Raw genomic sequence first — 16,457 nt, forward strand, 5'->3', positions numbered from 1 at the left:
GGAGGGACATGCTTTGCGCGATAGTAATTTAGATTTGCGTGTTATTCGTACGAAAACTGCCATACGAAATGCATTGGTGGAGCTAATTGAAGAAAAAGGTTTTGACGCCATTACAGTGAAAGATATTACAACGAAAGCAAACATTAATCGCGGTACTTTCTATACGCACTATCAAGATAAATTTGATTTAATGACAAAATGCCAAGAAGACATTATGCACGAGTTTTCTAACATTGCTAAACAGAAATTCCCGGAAGTTATTGCTGACCTTGGAACAAATCCTTCTCCAACAATGCCATTTATACTTATCACTTCTATTCTTGAATTTCTAAATGAAAATAGTGATTTTATGAAAGCTGTACTAAGTCCGAAAGGAGATTTATCTTTCCAAACAAAACTGAAAGACTTTATGTGGAAAACATTATTTGAAGATACGAATGGTCCTCTCATTAATAAGGAGAATTTACTTGTTCCAAGCGAATACTTAACTTCTTATATGGCATCTGCACATATAGGTGTCATCCAGCAATGGTTAAATAATGGACAAAAAGAAACACCTGAGGAGATTGCTCGCTTTTTATCAACTATTGCAGTTCATGGACCTTTTTATGCAGCTGGTTTAAAGAAATAAGCCAGCTTGCTTAGTAATTTCTATTATTTTATTAATAACTTGAAATTTATATTTCTGTAAAAAAAAGCTGTTGAAAGGACTCCCCTTCAACAGCTTCTACATTATTAACGATATAAACGAACTGCACCTGCAGAATTATCATCTGCTTGTCCAACTACTTCAAATTTCAATCCAAATTTCGGTAATTTACGTCCTGCATCTGGGATTAAATCATTTATATACAATTTAGAATCATCAAACTTCGTTACACCTGGTAATCCTTTGTAATCATATGTTCCACGTGTTGGAGATACGACTTTCCATGCTGGCGTTTGGTTAAGGGAGAACGCAGCATCTGCGATTTGGAATCGTGTACTATTTTTAACAGTTGGTTTTCCGTTTAGCGTTCCAACAATTGCCTCTGGGTGAGAGTCAACAACTCCTAAGAAACCTTCACCTGGATGTAAACCAACCCAATTATCTGTAAAGCTAGAGTCTGCATACCATACTAGAAGACCTGTATTATACGGTACACCACTGCTATATTTTAACGCTTGATCAGCACCAGCATAGTTTCTCCACTCTAAATAGTAGTTATGCTTCTTTTTATCAAAACCGTCTGATACAACGAAACCATTTAATTTAAATTTCGTTTCTCCTTCTGCATCATCAGAGAACACAACATTTCCATTTACAGTTAATGTAGCATTATCAAAAGTAAAACCAGTCGGTGCTAAACCACCATCTGTAATATATTCAAATACTAATTTTACTTTTTGGCCTTTGAATTTGCTTAAGTCATAAGACTTATCTACCCATTTACCATCTGTTGTGTCTAGACCATTTTTTACATTCTTTTCACCAATTCGATCCACTAACGTTTTTGTACCATCTTCTTTCACTGCATGTACTTCAAGGAAGTCATAATCCGTTTCGATTTCATACATTGATTTGTAATCAAACTTCGCATTTGTTGCATTTGTTAAATCAAACACTGGCGTTTCTAATGTTGTATGAAGGTTATCACCTTTTGTACTATAGTAGTACTTCTTACCGAATGCAGGCTGAATACCTTTCACCTCTTTATCTGGTAAGTTAACGCGAATCAGTCCAGGACGATTTGATTTCGTTACACTTTGATCTAAATACGTCGCATAGCCAATACCACGATTTAATTTATTATAGTCAACCTCTACAATATTGGCCCAGTTTCCACCTATGTTCTTTTGAAAGAACTCTTTGTTTTGCGGAGAGAAACTCGGTGGCGTTGTTCCTGCAATCTTACCAGCCCAGCTACCGCCACTCATAACAGACCAGGAGTTAATTGGCTCACCTGCTCCTGTGTACTTCGTATCATACTCATCTGGAAGACCTAAATCATGACCAAATTCATGTGCGAATACACCAACCGCTCCGTCTTCTGGCTCAATTGTGTAGTCGTATGCTGCCATCTTACCGCCCCAGTTATCAACTTTTGCTTTTGTTCCTTCAATTGGATATGGTGTTCCAAGGTGCCAACGATGTGACCAAATTGCATCATCACCTAGTCTACCACCGCCCCCATCTTGCCCAACTCCAGCGTGAATGACCATTAAGTGATCAATCAGACCATCTGGTTCATTTTTATTGCCATCACCATTATTGTCATATTGATCGTATTCGTCAAATTCAGATAAATCAATACCACTTTCTACAGCCGCATTTAATGCCTCTTTTACAAAATCACGAGGTCCTTTTGGTCCCATATTATCATGACCGCCATCTCCTGCATCTGCGCCATAATCTGCCGCATTACCAGGAACTGTCAACCACTTTGTTACTGTGCCATCTACTGTATAACTACCACCAGATTGCTCTTCATAATATTGTTTAAATGTTGGTACTTTTGAACCGTCAAAGAGTGTAAATGGCTCATTACCAAATAACATTTTTTGATAATGTTCTGGATTAAAATCATTTGAATACATATAACCTGGTACTTGATCAATATTGTTATGCTTAAAGTCCGCAAACTCTACTAGCAATACGAGAACTTTATCTTTACGAACATCACCGTTATATTGTTTTTGCTTTGCTGAAGTAGTTGGTACTTGGCCGTTTAATCCCCCTTTAACCGGCTCTTGTCCCGCTACTGGACCACTAGCAGGTTGATCTGCTTTTTCTTTCTCATCTGCTTTTGCATCTTTAACTTTTTTCAAAAAGTCAGCAGCTTCTCTCGTAACACTATCCCCCGCTGCTGGTTCTTTTCCCGCATTTTCTCCTTTTTTCTTCTCTACGTATTTTTCAACAGCTTTTAATGTGTCTTCTTTCGACGTAGATTCACTAATTACACCGCGTTTCTTGAGCGCATCTGCTAAACGCTCCTCTTGAATTAAATTTTCATCAATCGGACTTAAAGTTCCTCCATTAGACGGCGTTGCCGCATAAACAGATTGACCCCCATACCCAAATGTGCAACTAAGTACAGCTGCCGCCGCAAACGTAGACAGCACTTTAAAAGGCTTTTTCTTCATCCCCATTCCTCCCTAATATTAAATACGATACAACGTTTATATATTACAGAAAATTCAGATAACAATCAATTCATTGTCTTAATTTGTAATATTTTTGAAAAAATCCTTTATTTTAGATGAACATACATTCTGATTCATCAATATTTCAGAAAATATTGATGAAAGTTGATAAAACTATTAAAATCATAAAGAAATAGTCCACTATATTTAGTGGACTATTTCTTTATTTATCTAAAATACAACTACAACACTTCAATATACCCTTCTGTTCCATGTACCCGAATTCGTTGCCCATCTTTTATTAATTTCGTAGCGTTCTCTACTCCAACAACTGCTGGCAGGCCATACTCACGTGCAATCACTGCTCCGTGCGTCATAAGCCCGCCGACTTCAGTGACTAACCCTTTTATAGAAACAAACAAAGGTGTCCAGCCAGGATCAGTAAATGCCGTAACTAATATATCTCCATCTTCCAAATTCGCGTCTTCCATGTTTAAAATAACGCGTGCTCTCCCCTCAACCACTCCAGAAGAAACAGGCAAACCTACAATTGCTTCAGCCGGGAGATTTTCACGTTTGTACTTACCTGTAATGATTTCTCCATCAGACGTGATAACACGCGGAGGTGTTAGTTTTTCATATAATTTGTACGCATTTTTTTGTTTATGAATAATCTTGTAATCTAGTTTATTTGTGCGGACGACTTCGTGAAGTTCTTCAAAAGTTAGATAGTATATATCTTCTATTTCATCCAGAACATTATTTTTCACAAGTTTCTCTGCTTCTTTCAGTAATGCCTGCTTATATATGAAATAACGATGAATCATGCCGTATTTCGGATATTCACGATAACCAATGAAATTGCGGAGGTTACAAATCATTCTCTTCGTCTCTTCTACTTTTTGTTCCCCATCCGGCAAGTGCTGCAATCGCTCTAACAGCTCTGCTTCTTTTTTCAAAGCTTCCTGCAGCCCTTCTTCAAACTTCCGTTTACTAGCACCATATTCAAAGTCCCTTATATGATTTAAAATCATCGGTATAATTGTAGCTGGCTGTTCACTCCAGCGAGTTTTCGTAATGTCAATTTCTCCGCTGCATCTCATTCCATATTTATTTAGAAAGGCATCGATTGCATCCCGAACTTTTTCCCCGCCTTTAAACTGAATTAATTCATCTAAAAATCTGTCATCTTCTACATGCTGTAAATACGCAATGACTTCCGGATACGGCCGGATCACATCTGCCACATCCAATAACGCTAGCCCCATTTCTGACGTAATATTATGTTGTACAGATTGTGAAAGTACATCTGCTGCATTCTTTTCCCCTAGCCATTGTTCTATTTTTTCATTGATCCATGATAAAGCATTCATACCTGCCATAATTACAGCCATACTTTGCGGATGAAATAATATTTTCTTTAATTGCTGGATATCTTCTAAAATAAAACTAAGTACATCTGATCCTGATTTCATTTGAATGTTTTGTTTTAATTCTTCGATCGATGCTTCACTATTCTTTATTAAATCCGTAACGATTGCTGGATCATTTTCGATTTGTGGTTGTGAGCCTGCAGGCGGCATTCTCTTACTATTTTCTTTTTCATCATCCGGTAACAATTTGATAAAATTATCTCGCTCTATTACAGCCATTAATGCATCTTTAATAAGCGGCTCCGACTCACCTATTGTATTTAATAAAAACTCCCTACTTGCAGGTGAAGCCAATCTTTGTGCAACATCAACAAACAGCCTTCCCCCAGCTTGAAACCTTGGTCCGAAAGATGTTAACTGAAATAAAGACATTCCTAATGGCTTCAAAGGATCAGTCATCATTTGCTGGTGACCAACCGATACATACACGTGATTTTCCCCATCATTTACTTCTGGAATTGGATATAAAGTCGTAATCGGTCTGCTTTGGACTATATAAATTGTATCATCAACTAAGCACCATTCAATATCTTGCGGACAACCAAAATAAGCTTCGATTTGTCTTCCGATGCGTGCTAGTTGTAAAATTTGTTGTTCAGTAAGTGTTTGAACTTTTTGCTGATTAGGAGAAATTTTCTTTGTCTCTGTTCCGCCTTCTTTTCGTCCATAGATAGCTAATTTTTTCGTTGCGATAACCTTTTCGACGATCTCGTCTTCTTTTACCTTATAATTATCGGCAGAAACCAATCCAGATACTAGCGCCTCGCCAAGTCCAAAGCTGGCATCGATTGATAACACCTTCCTATTCGAAGTAATCGGATCCGCAGTAAATAAAATCCCTGAAGCCTCAGGGAAAACCATTTTTTGAACGACAACACATATAGAAACTTGATTATGATCAAAACCGTTTTGCATTCGGTATATAACCGCTCGATCTGTAAATAAAGAAGCCCAGCATTTTTTAATATGCTGCAAAATATTTTCTTTTCCAATAACATTTAAATACGTATCTTGTTGACCAGCAAACGAGGCATACGGTAAATCTTCAGCAGTAGCACTCGAACGCACTGCATATGCATGTTCATCGCCAAAGTGCGAGAGATAATGAGCTACTGATTCCACTACATCAACTGGAATTTCCACCGCCATAATGACTTCTCTAATCTTCTTACTAATTTCACCAATTTGATCTCGTTCCTCAATTTTTAGCATTGCTAATTGATTCAATAAAGTTTGAAACGCTCCATTTTTTCCGATGGCCTGTTCATACCCTACCGTTGTAACACAAAATCCTTCTGGCACTTGTATCCCTTGAATATTGGATAACTCCCCTAAATTCAATCCTTTTCCACCAACGAGAAAAAGCTGCATTTTTTCTATTTCCTGAAAATCGAGAACGAAAGAACTCATTTGGCACCTCTCCTTACTATTCATGTGTTCTTGATTGTAACAGTAGTAAATGAGAAGAAACAGTCTATTTCGAACGTAAATTACATGATATAATTAAGTTAGGAAGAGATCATCACTTCTATTTCCCCTCTAATTCACTTCAATTACATCACCAAACTTAAACATTCTTTTATTATGAAAAGCAATCATTAGACATAATGGATTTCTATCGACATTTGTTATGTGTTTTTTATATAAATCCATATTGTAATATCTTTATAAATCTTTTATTAAGCCATAAATTCGCCTCAAAAAATAGTAGAATCTGTGACTTTAAAAGCAATATTTTTTGTTTGCACTTTATATAAATTGATATGAATCCCTCTTAATTCTAGGACTAAATTATTGTTTTTTAATCCCATATTAATTCTTTTCTAAAATTCGTCAAAATTAATTTTCAAGATTAGGGAACTATAATGTCGTATTAAAATATATTAAGGGGGAGAAAAATTGGACAATGAAATGAATTATGGAAGTGATTACAAGTTTATTCCAGCAACTTCAATTGAGAGTGGTCACGGCATCGAAGTATTACGTGATTTATTTTGTTACACAATTCAAATCGTCAATATATGCTTTGTTGGAAATCCTAAGACCAATGATTTTGTTTTAGTTGATGCTGGAATGCCTAAATGTGCAAATGAAATTATCTCTATCGCTAAAGATCGATTTGGTACCAATAGTCGCCCAAAAGCAATTATTTTAACTCACGGCCATTTTGATCATGTTGGGGGAATAATTGAACTCATCAAGTATTGGGATGTTCCCGTCTATGCACATCAAATGGAGATACCGTTCCTGACTGGACAACAAAGCTATCCAGAACCAGACCCTACAGTTGAAGGTGGTATGGTAGCGAAAATGTCTCCTCTGTTCCCAAACGAACCAATTAACTTAGGAAATAACGTAAAAGCGCTACCTATCGATGGAACTGTTCCCCATATGCCAGAGTTTAGATGGATTCATACACCAGGACATACTCCAGGGCATATTTCATTATTCCGAGAAAAAGACCGAACTTTAATCGCTGGGGACGCTTTTGTTACAGTGAAACAGGAGTATCTGTATAAAGTAATAACTCAAGAACAGGAAATAAGCGGTCCGCCTCGTTATTTAACAACAGACTGGAAAGCTGCTAAAGAGTCAGTTATTAAGCTAGAGAAGTTAAAGCCTCTAACCGCTGTTACTGGACATGGGGTACCTATGTCGGGTGAATTGCTATCAACAAGCCTCAAAACACTCGTTCAAGAATTTGATAAAATTGCTGTGCCCAATTACGGAAAATATATAGATAAAAAGATGCATTAAACGCGGAAATACTTTGTTTATTTTTATATTAATGAATCAAAGTATAATGCAAAATCATCCTTTAAAAGCTTTTAAACTTAATCTGTTAAAAAACTGAATGTAGGCAATATCTATATTCTAAGAATAGCACTACTCTTTTGGAATAAAAATTGAAATTTCGCAAACACTATATATAATAAAGTCTGCTTCTTACCCAGGCTTTATTTCTTGCCATTAAAGAGCAGTCATAATCAATAACTGCTCTTTTTAATTTTTTAGTATAAGCTCAATTTTTTTGTTCATACTATACTTAACCCATGAGATAGTTATACTCCTTAATTTCATGGATGTAAATTTCTCACTGCAGTTAGCTTTTGCTAACTGCTTTTTTATTTATAGAACAATTACATAAAATTTGTTTTTGAAAATAGAATTATAAGTAGATTGTTATTGAGGGGAGAATCTTAATTATGAAAAACAATATACATGTTTATGTAGGATTGATTTCATCTATAAGTATCTTTTTACTTTCGCTATTATTTCTATATTTTAATCCGTATAGCGATCAACTATCTAATAAAGAATTTTTCATCACGGTTCTTTTCATGTTATTACTCCCTTCTTTTTGGGCGTTCATTTCAATAGTTAAAAGAGAAAATATTTTGATTTTAATTTGCAGTATTTGGTTATTACCTGGAGGAATCTATTTCGGAATATCTACAATTCCAAGTGTTTGGAATTTATATATTTTATTTCTACTTTTTTATTTTTTGTTTGTTTTTCAAATGAAAACTAAACAAAGTTAATTCAAAATGAATGACTCTCCTGTTTAAAACATGTACAAACATCCGTTATAGCTTGTACTAAAAATTCTAGTTCAAGAGATTCCTGATAATAACTTTTTTACTATTAATCACACATATTATACAAACATCTATTTCTATTTAGAAAGTAATCCTCTAAAAAGTTCTTAAATATGGGGTCTCGTATTCTAAAATAGCATTTGTAGAATTTCTTAAATATTTTAGAATGAATTTATATTAGTAGAATTTAATCAATTTATTAACAATGGAAATTACCATTTAGTCTTAACTATTTGACCTATATAAACTATAGTTTTTCTCTAAAGATAATTTCCATATCTTCATTTTAATATTGCATTTGTATCGCCTTTTGCACATTCTGCACATCATTTTTTAATAGCTGTTTTAAATCATAAGCTGGATAGTAACCACGTTCATACATAAAATTAAAAATCTGTGCGTGTAATTGTATAGCACCATTTATTTGACGGGTTAAAACTTCTCTAAGTCGCGGTGTTGCAGTTTCAGTAATCGCTATTGCATAATTTCGAACAGATGTCTTTGCTAACCCAAGCAAATCTCCAGCGTAAAATCCAGTGTCATCACGATGTTGCGATTGAAATCCAGGAGCATATGGATAAAACTGTACTAACTCTTGTAAATTGTTTTGTATAGCATTTATAGCTTTAATATATAACGATTGAAGTGCTTGATCTGGTACATTTCTAACTGATTTTTTTAATTTAATTAAACCATTCGCTTGGAATGCTACTAATTCATGTAAATCCAATGTTTCATGCCAAGCTAATTGATTAGGATAAGACATAGATGTTCCCCCTTAATATGCATTCATTCTACATTATGCAAAAAAATTCAAAAAGGGCCTATACTATATGAATTCATTTCAACCTAATTTATCATTTCTTTCCATTCTTCTATGTTAATCACAATAAAATAGACCTAATTCTTCTTCCCTACTTTTTTATATCCTTAATTTTGATTTTCAAAATGACTTCTTCGCCTTTACAATCTATAAATTTAATTTTTTCTTCTTTAAAAATCCACATCATAATACATCCTTTCTTATTTCGTTATAAACCATACTAGTTAGAAAATATAAATGTGAACATTGTACCTACATATTTTTTCAAATTTTATAGTTACTTAAATTTATACATTATTAGATATTAACTATTAAAGTAACTCGTTGCAGGGGTTACCCATTAAATTATTTCATTTTAATAAATCAAAAAATAATTATTCTTGCTGTGTTAGTCACCCATTCCTAAGTAATTAATAGGCTATATATTATGACTTAGGAGGGATAAAAAGATGACTATACTTTATGATAAAGACTCTTTACAAAAAAATATTACTAACCTTCCATATTGGCAACAAGAAGCTTTTCGTTCTTTCAAATTGAAAATGACAGATAAAAATAAACCTTTCCCTTGTATACCAGCTCAACACGGTTTTACAGCAAATCACCTCAGGTACGGATTCATTGGTGATCCTAGAGATATAAATACTAGCAAGGATTTTGCTGCATTACTTAAAGAATATACTGAATGTTCTAGAGACACAGGTCACTACGCTTCATTTATTGTTTTTATTCATACACCATTAGATTTAGAGCGTGAAACTACAGTTGAGGATTTTGAACATATTTATTGGTCTCTCCTTAATACAACCAGCCGTTTAGACGAGATGGAATGGCCTACACACATTCCAAATGACCCTATGGAAAATACTTGGGAATTTTGCTTTCATAATGAATCATATTTCGTTTACTGCGCTACACCTGCTCATGTCAATAGACAAAGTAGACATTTTTCATGCATGATGCTAGCTTTAACCCCTAGATGGGTTTTACAGGGGATTATGAGCTCTGAGAAACGCAGTAGAAAACTAAAAAACTTAATACGTCAACGTCTAGCCGCTTATGATAAAGCTCCTATTCATCCTTCTCTCAAAGATTATGGTCAAAAAGATAATTATGAATGGCAGCAATATTTTTTACGTGATGATGAGACAATTCCATCAAAGTGTCCATTTTCTCGAATAATAAAATATTTGCATAAAAATAAATAATCCCCTCTGCTTTTTATTATTTAGTTGTACAAACTTTAACCACTGAATAGATTTAATATAGATCAAATTTAGTGGGAGGAGCATGTTATACGTGGGGATATTTTTAAGCTATGTTTTCTTGGGTTTATCATTATCTGCTCCAATGGGGCCTATAAATGCTGCACAGTTAGAAAAGGGTATTAGAAGTGGGTTTTTTCACGCTTGGATTCTCGGCATAGGAGCCTTACTTGCAGATGTTATCTACATGGCACTTATTTATTTAGGGGTAATTCATTTCCTTGAAAAAGATATTATAAAACTTTTCTTATGGTCTTTCGGAGCTTTTGTTTTAATCTATACAGGCATCGAAAGTTTAAAAAACGCGAATCAAATTAGCATTAGTAATACTAGAAATGACGATTCAATTATTAAAAGCTTCTTTTCTGGTTTCTTTATGTCTTTATCTAATCCATTAACAATCCTATTTTGGCTTGGCATTTTCGGCTCGATATTAGCAAAAGCCGCTTCTTCTTATAATAAAGAGCAGCTTTTGTTATATAGCTTAGGGATTATTTTAGGTATTTTTATATGGGATATTACGATGGCAAGTACATCTAGTATGTTTCGTAAAATTTTGAATGCTCGTATATTGTCTCTTATAACGGTAGTATCTGGCATATCACTTATTATTTATGGATTATATTTTGGTTTTCAAACTTACCAAATTATTTTTCAATAACTTCTATTATTTATTTCTGACATACTATTCCTATTGTGAAAAGAAAGATACTTCATATAGCTGTATTTCTTTTTCTTGAGATAAAATGAACAATTATAGTAACAAGAATAACTATTCCTAAAAACAACAAACTCACTAGGAAACCAAAACGGGTTGTTTTTTGCAATAATGTTCCACTAACAGCTAATGCAATCATAATAAGACCAATAATACTTTTTATCTGCATCCAACCTTTGGGATTCATTAATTTCCAAAATGAAAGAAGAATTAAACTCCATGTATATAACAACATTAATCCAGCTGCAGTTGTTACATATTCATATATATTTTTGGGTAGGAATAAAGCACTAAGGATAGAAGCACCAAGTCCAATTATAATAAGAATTAAGGCTGGAAAAGAGATGTTTTTTTTATTTTTTTTAGCAAACATTGCAGGTGCATCTCCCTCTTCAGCTAAATTCATTAATACACTTGTCACTGCAAATAATGAACCAACTAACGTTGAAAAACCCGCTAAAATTAATACTACATTTAAAATAAATGGCACGTACGGCAAATTATAATCTTGTAATGCTATTACAAAAGGACTTTCTTTCGTATTAAACTGGTTTAATGGAACCATCATAATTGCCAACCCTAAAGAAACTACGTAAATAATCGTTAAAATCATTAACATTACTCTTCCTGATTTCTTTGCATCTTTAGGGTCTTTAAGCCTTATTGTCATTAACCCCATAATTTCAATTCCTCCAAATGCATAAAATGCATAAATTAGAGAGGACCAAGTGCCTTTTAATCCATTTGGAAACCAATCTTTAAAATTCCGCGGAATTTGTGCTTTATATAAACCACCCTTTATAAATCCTAAAATAACCAAAATAGCAATTACAATAAACCCCATAATAGCAGCGATCTTTATAATAGCCATCCATTTCTCTAAACGTTCGAATATCTTTACCCCTATAAAAATAATTAATATAGCCGCTACTCCATATATAGTAGCAAATATCCATAATGGTATTTTAGGAAACCAGTAGCGTGAAAAGATTCCTAACGCACTTAACTGGCTACCCATAATAAGCAGTTCAGAACACCAATATGTCCATCCATGACTAAAACCCGCCCAATTTCCAAAAGCTTTTCTTGAATAAATGCGAAAAGATCCTTTTTGTGGATCTTCTACAGCCATTTTTGCCAATGCCTCAAATACAATATATGTAGTGAATCCAGTTAAAATAAGAATAAGAATAATTGAAGAACCACCTATCTTAATTCCTATACTGGATCCTAAAAAAAAGCCCGTCCCTATCGTACAACCAATCCCAATAAGTGAGAGTTGCCACCATTTTAAATCTTTTTTTTCTTTCGTTTCATTATTAACATCATGACAGGTCATATTACTATTCTCCTTTATTCATTTCGAGAATGTCCCTCATGATTACTTAAATACTTCTCAGCAAGCTTTTCAACAACATCATTGACATCATGAGCCTTTATTTTGTGATTTGCTACTCTTTCACTTCCTACAGAAATCTCAACTGTAAATAACGCTTCATATTTCATTTTTTCTGCTCCTTTCGTATCAAATACAACCTCGCATCTTTTATCCTTTTATTTCGCAAAAATTAATTATGTATTTAAAACCTCGTGAGTCTAAAAGTTAAACAAATAAATTCGAGTTATAGTTGTAAATCTAAAAAAATTCTAACGCTACTAAGCTTATTTACTAAAAAAATGTATGAGAAAGGAGAGACAGCATGCCTCTCCTCTATATCCATTTCGTATATAAAATTAACGAGTAACGCCACCACCAAGTTGTTGCTCAGCTAATGATACAAGACGTTTTGTAATTTCACCACCAACAGATCCGTTTGCACGAGCTGTTGCATCTGCACCAAGTTGTACTCCAAATTCTTGAGCAATTTCATATTTCATTTGATCAAGAGCTTGTTCAGCGCCACGTACTAATAATTGGTTGCTGCTTCCACTGTTATTGTTTGACATGTTAATTCACCTCCTTCTTTCTTTAATATGTTAAATTACATGATAAAATATATAGTTAATTAATTGGTAATTACGACCACGAATTCAAAGGTATAATTGATACTCTTTAAGCCCAAAATAATAGTGTATAGGAGAACGAAATATAACATACGTGCCATGGGATATCATAAATAGACCTCCATTACAATGTAAAACGGGTTACGCTATATAAAAGCATAACCCGTTTTTAATGGAATGTTTTATTCAATATACTTTTAAATAGTGGAGGAAAAAAGATGAAACATATTGTTGCTTTATTAATTAAATATACAGCCGTAACTGCGGTATTATTAGTCATACTCGGTATTTTCCAAGGCATTTCAATCCCTAGAGTATTACTAATTTCTCTTTTTCTGACGGGAGCTGCCTATTTAATCGGAGACCTCTTCATTTTACCTAAATACGGAAATATGATTGCTACAATGGCAGATTTCGGCTTAAGCTTTTTCGGAACTTGGTTACTAACATCCTTGTTTACTAATTTAGATGCTACTCGTAACATTGGACTTTCTTCATTTATAGCCGCTTTAATTATTGGTGGAACAGAAGTTTTCTTCCACATTTATATGAAGAGGCTAGTGCTACGTAACGACGATAAATTAACAAATCACAATCATATTCAACATAATAAATATGCTATAGAAATGTCAGATGAATATATAGATTCTTCCACCATAAATAAATCCAAGCTTAAGGATACATCTAAAAAATAAAAAAGTGGCCAACGCCACTTTTTTATTTTTGTTTATTACGCTTGGTCAGAATTTCTTACATGTAATGGAGGTGGAACTACCCATCCCTTTTTCTTACTTAAACGTAGCAGAGTTACACCTGCCTGCGCTTTTTTCATATGAAATTGTCCGAATAACATACCTACATCTTCTCGAAGACATTTTCCCATTACTTGACTACATGTCACAAGTCCAGCTGCTAATCCTGTAGAAACAGCTGCAGCAATTTCAACATCATTAATACGCGCTCCCGGAGGAATGTCTTCAATAGATGCAACTGGACGTTCTGGAGGCGCTGGCGGTAAAGCGACCCCATTAACTTTTAAAAGTGCCTTTAATTCTTCTATCTCCGAATTCATATCATTTTCAATTAAGCCTTCTAAAAACTTCTTCAAATCTTCGTCACCTGTGTGATTCATAAATACTTGATGGCTTGCAATTGCACCCTGTGCAGCAAGAAGATAGCTCCAAATGTCAAATACTTCACCGTAATGTAAAGGTTCATTTTGAGGATTTCCACTTAATATACCCATTTTTAAATTCCTACCTTTCGAAAATATGATAATAAATATTGATTTCAATATTGAAATCAAATATTTAAGTATGCTTTTTCCTGCAAAAGATTTTCTACTATGCATGGAAAACACCTTTCCAACACCGCGTGTTTATTGTTTAGGAAAGTAGTTTACAAATTAAATACTCAAAGATTATGAAAGAAGATTATCAATAATCTTTGAGTGAGAATCTGTTTAATATAAGGTTTTTTATTTTTATGAATACACAAAAGAAATTGATTTACATATTTGCTATATTTTAAGCCAATTTACTTAGCGGTTAGCTCTACCACCAAGTTGTTGTTCTGCCATTGCTACTAAACGTTTTGTAATTTCACCACCAACAGATCCGTTTGAACGAGCTGTTGTATCTGCACCAAGTTGTACACCAAACTCTTGTGCAATTTCATATTTCATTTGATCAAGAGCTTGTTCAGCGCCTCGAACTAATACTTCATTACGACTTCCACTATTATTTTTTCCCATATTGTTTCACCTCCGATGTTTTTAATATGCTACAAATTATGAAATAATAATTATCCTTTTTATGGAAATTAGATTATGAATAAAATTTGATTTTTTTCTTAAAGTAGGGCAAAACATATAAGAAAGACTAACTGATATAACATACTTTCATAACAACACTATGTATACTTTCTAATTCCCTTCAGTAAACAAAAGAAAGATTTCTATTTCACCAAGAGATTAAATAAAATTATGTTTTGAGACATAATCCAAAAGGAGATATGAGATGAAAGCTGTAACCTATCAAGGACCAAACCAAGTACAGGTTAAACAAGTGGATGATGCAAAGTTAGAGAAAAAAGATGATATTATTGTAAAAATTACTTCAACCGCTATTTGCGGTTCTGATTTACATTTATATCAAGGCAACATGCCCTTACCTCAAGGATACATTATCGGCCATGAACCAATGGGAATCGTTGAAGAAGTCGGGCCAGATGTCACTAAAGTGAAAAAAGGCGATCGTGTTGTCATCCCCTTCAACGTTTCTTGTGGACATTGTTTCTATTGCCAACACGAAATGGAAAGTCAATGTGATAACTCAAACCCTCATTACGATTCTGGTGGATACTTTGGTTATACAGAGAAATTTGGTAATCATCCGGGCGGACAAGCAGAATATTTAAAAGTTCCTTTTGGAAATTTCACTCCATTTGTTATACCGGAATCATGCGAACTTGAAGATGAATCCCTACTATTTCTATCAGATGTTTTACCAACAGCCTATTGGAGTGTAATAAACGCAGGCGTTAAGCCAGGTGATACTGTTATCGTCCTTGGTTGTGGACCTGTTGGATTAATGACACAAAAATTCGCTTGGATGCAAGGTGCTAAACGTGTAATTGCAGTGGATTACTTAGATTATCGGATGAATTATGCAAAAAAGATTAACAATGTTGAGGTATTTGAGTTTACAAAATTCCCCGATATGGGAGAACATTTAAAGGAAATTACACATGGCGGTGCTGATGTAGTTATTGATTGTGTGGGGATGGATGGAAAAAAATCGCCTCTAGAATTTCTGGAACAAAAATTAAAATTACAAGGTGGAACTCTCGGTCCTATTCAAATCGCTACGAAAGCCGTAAGAAAATATGGAACGGTTCAAATGACCGGCGTTTATGGTGGCAATTATAACGCCTTTCCACTCGGTGCATTTTGGGTTAGAAATATTAATCTTAAAATGGGACAAGCACCTGTCATTCATTTTATGCCGGAACTATTTGAAAAAATAACAAATAAAGAATTTGATCCAAAAGAGATTATTACACACAAAATTCCCCTTGAAGAAGCGAGTTATGGTTATCAGATTTTTAATAATCGTGAAGACGACTGTATAAAAGTCATTCTGAAGCCTTAAAGCTACAATTCATTATTCTTAATGAAAAGATAAGATTACATTTCGTAATCTTATCTTTTTTTATTAAATGCTAAGCATCTATCCCCTATTTTCATCTCACATCTAAAATAGTTATTTTCAAAAACTTTGCATTTTGAGGTAATAAATAATTGGTAAAAACATGAATTAAAGTATTAAGTAACCAAATAGCGGACACGATAACAATGTTAACTAACTTAAAAGAGGTGTACTTCATGTTTTATTATAAAGAAGAACTGATTAATATTATCAAGCCGGACAAGCCAGATCCAGCTGCCGCAAAAGTTTTACAAGAAATATTAGGTGGGCATTATGGCGAAAT

The 16,457-nt window shown here is 33.9% G+C and carries 15 protein-coding genes; 7 read left to right on the forward strand and 8 right to left on the reverse strand.

The window, feature by feature from the left end; all coding sequences use genetic code 11:
* Positions 1 to 13: 13 nt before the first annotated feature.
* Positions 14 to 631, forward strand: coding sequence for a TetR/AcrR family transcriptional regulator (locus tag H6481_RS25220; protein ID WP_182813493.1), 618 nt, complete (start codon positions 14 to 16; stop codon positions 629 to 631).
* A gap of 104 nt (positions 632 to 735) precedes the next feature.
* Here the strand turns inward: H6481_RS25220 and H6481_RS25225 are convergent, their stop codons facing one another.
* A complete protein-coding gene (locus tag H6481_RS25225) occupies positions 736 to 3,123 on the reverse strand; it encodes an immune inhibitor A domain-containing protein (RefSeq protein ID WP_182813495.1) in 2,388 nt (795 codons plus the stop codon).
* Between the two features lie 242 nt (positions 3,124 to 3,365).
* The gene (gene ppsA, locus H6481_RS25230; RefSeq protein WP_182813497.1) at positions 3,366 to 5,966 is read right to left on the reverse strand and encodes a phosphoenolpyruvate synthase; all 2,601 of its coding nucleotides are present in this window, start codon (positions 5,964 to 5,966) and stop codon (positions 3,366 to 3,368) included.
* A gap of 489 nt (positions 5,967 to 6,455) precedes the next feature.
* On the opposite strand from ppsA, the gene H6481_RS25235 reads away from it, so the two are divergent.
* The gene (locus H6481_RS25235) at positions 6,456 to 7,313 is read left to right on the forward strand and encodes an MBL fold metallo-hydrolase (RefSeq protein ID WP_182813499.1); all 858 of its coding nucleotides are present in this window, start codon (positions 6,456 to 6,458) and stop codon (positions 7,311 to 7,313) included.
* A gap of 1,128 nt (positions 7,314 to 8,441) precedes the next feature.
* On the opposite strand, the gene cotF is transcribed toward H6481_RS25235, so the two are convergent.
* Positions 8,442 to 8,921 (reverse strand): spore coat protein CotF, encoded by a 480-nt coding sequence (gene cotF / locus H6481_RS25240; RefSeq protein WP_182813501.1) that lies wholly within the window; start codon positions 8,919 to 8,921, stop codon positions 8,442 to 8,444.
* 506 nt (positions 8,922 to 9,427) lie between these two features.
* On the opposite strand from cotF, the gene H6481_RS25245 reads away from it, so the two are divergent.
* Positions 9,428 to 10,186 (forward strand): YqcI/YcgG family protein, encoded by a 759-nt coding sequence (locus H6481_RS25245; RefSeq protein WP_182813503.1) that lies wholly within the window; start codon positions 9,428 to 9,430, stop codon positions 10,184 to 10,186.
* A gap of 91 nt (positions 10,187 to 10,277) precedes the next feature.
* The gene (locus H6481_RS25250) at positions 10,278 to 10,904 is read left to right on the forward strand and encodes a LysE family transporter (protein ID WP_065224628.1); all 627 of its coding nucleotides are present in this window, start codon (positions 10,278 to 10,280) and stop codon (positions 10,902 to 10,904) included.
* A 52-nt stretch (positions 10,905 to 10,956) separates the two neighbouring features.
* Here H6481_RS25250 and H6481_RS25255 read toward each other — a convergent pair whose 3' ends face one another.
* From H6481_RS25255 to H6481_RS25265, 3 genes are all read right to left on the reverse strand, one after another.
* Positions 10,957 to 12,300 carry an amino acid permease gene (locus H6481_RS25255; protein WP_118414568.1) on the reverse strand — a complete coding sequence of 448 codons (1,344 nt, stop codon included), beginning with the start codon at positions 12,298 to 12,300 and terminating at the stop codon, positions 10,957 to 10,959.
* Between the two features lie 14 nt (positions 12,301 to 12,314).
* Positions 12,315 to 12,467, reverse strand: a complete 153-nt coding sequence (locus tag H6481_RS25260) for a hypothetical protein (RefSeq protein ID WP_170962689.1) — start codon at positions 12,465 to 12,467, stop codon at positions 12,315 to 12,317.
* 228 nt (positions 12,468 to 12,695) lie between these two features.
* Positions 12,696 to 12,908: an alpha/beta-type small acid-soluble spore protein gene (locus tag H6481_RS25265; protein WP_000069660.1), complete on the reverse strand. Its 213-nt coding sequence runs from the start codon at positions 12,906 to 12,908 to the stop codon at positions 12,696 to 12,698.
* 275 nt (positions 12,909 to 13,183) lie between these two features.
* On the opposite strand from H6481_RS25265, the gene H6481_RS25270 reads away from it, so the two are divergent.
* Positions 13,184 to 13,660, forward strand: coding sequence for a YndM family protein (locus tag H6481_RS25270; RefSeq protein WP_182813505.1), 477 nt, complete (start codon positions 13,184 to 13,186; stop codon positions 13,658 to 13,660).
* A 35-nt stretch (positions 13,661 to 13,695) separates the two neighbouring features.
* On the opposite strand, the gene H6481_RS25275 is transcribed toward H6481_RS25270, so the two are convergent.
* Positions 13,696 to 14,211 carry a DUF3231 family protein gene (locus H6481_RS25275; protein ID WP_000512122.1) on the reverse strand — a complete coding sequence of 172 codons (516 nt, stop codon included), beginning with the start codon at positions 14,209 to 14,211 and terminating at the stop codon, positions 13,696 to 13,698.
* 294 nt (positions 14,212 to 14,505) lie between these two features.
* Positions 14,506 to 14,718, reverse strand: coding sequence for a small acid-soluble spore protein, SasP family (sasP, locus tag H6481_RS25280; protein ID WP_000517671.1), 213 nt, complete (start codon positions 14,716 to 14,718; stop codon positions 14,506 to 14,508).
* Between the two features lie 265 nt (positions 14,719 to 14,983).
* Between sasP and H6481_RS25285 the strand changes: the two genes are divergently transcribed.
* Both H6481_RS25285 and H6481_RS25290 read left to right on the forward strand, forming a co-directional pair.
* Positions 14,984 to 16,117 carry a zinc-dependent alcohol dehydrogenase gene (locus tag H6481_RS25285; protein WP_000649085.1) on the forward strand — a complete coding sequence of 378 codons (1,134 nt, stop codon included), beginning with the start codon at positions 14,984 to 14,986 and terminating at the stop codon, positions 16,115 to 16,117.
* Positions 16,118 to 16,350: 233 nt separating this feature from the next.
* On the forward strand, positions 16,351 to 16,457 hold a 107-nt coding region (locus H6481_RS25290), incomplete at its 3' end, for a manganese catalase family protein (RefSeq protein ID WP_182813507.1).

Origin of the sequence: Bacillus sp. ME78, assembly GCF_903970865.1 — a bacterium.
GTDB classification, from domain to species: Bacteria; Bacillota; Bacilli; order Bacillales; family Bacillaceae_G; genus Bacillus_A; species Bacillus_A cereus.

What these genes read in the sequence shown, in the direction of transcription:
- H6481_RS25225 (WP_182813495.1), bottom strand. Translation starts at nt 3,123, where the DNA reads ATGAAGAAAAAGCCTTTTAAAGTGCTGTCTACGTTTGCGGCGGCAGCT.
- ppsA (WP_182813497.1), bottom strand. Translation starts at nt 5,966, where the DNA reads ATGAGTTCTTTCGTTCTCGATTTTCAGGAAATAGAAAAAATGCAGCTT.
- cotF (WP_182813501.1), bottom strand. Translation starts at nt 8,921, where the DNA reads ATGTCTTATCCTAATCAATTAGCTTGGCATGAAACATTGGATTTACAT.
- H6481_RS25245 (WP_182813503.1), top strand. Translation starts at nt 9,428, where the DNA reads ATGACTATACTTTATGATAAAGACTCTTTACAAAAAAATATTACTAAC.
- H6481_RS25255 (WP_118414568.1), bottom strand. Translation starts at nt 12,300, where the DNA reads ATGACCTGTCATGATGTTAATAATGAAACGAAAGAAAAAAAAGATTTA.
- H6481_RS25260 (WP_170962689.1), bottom strand. Translation starts at nt 12,467, where the DNA reads ATGAAATATGAAGCGTTATTTACAGTTGAGATTTCTGTAGGAAGTGAA.
- H6481_RS25265 (WP_000069660.1), bottom strand. Translation starts at nt 12,908, where the DNA reads ATGTCAAACAATAACAGTGGAAGCAGCAACCAATTATTAGTACGTGGC.
- H6481_RS25270 (WP_182813505.1), top strand. Translation starts at nt 13,184, where the DNA reads ATGAAACATATTGTTGCTTTATTAATTAAATATACAGCCGTAACTGCG.
- H6481_RS25275 (WP_000512122.1), bottom strand. Translation starts at nt 14,211, where the DNA reads ATGGGTATATTAAGTGGAAATCCTCAAAATGAACCTTTACATTACGGT.
- sasP (WP_000517671.1), bottom strand. Translation starts at nt 14,718, where the DNA reads ATGGGAAAAAATAATAGTGGAAGTCGTAATGAAGTATTAGTTCGAGGC.
- H6481_RS25285 (WP_000649085.1), top strand. Translation starts at nt 14,984, where the DNA reads ATGAAAGCTGTAACCTATCAAGGACCAAACCAAGTACAGGTTAAACAA.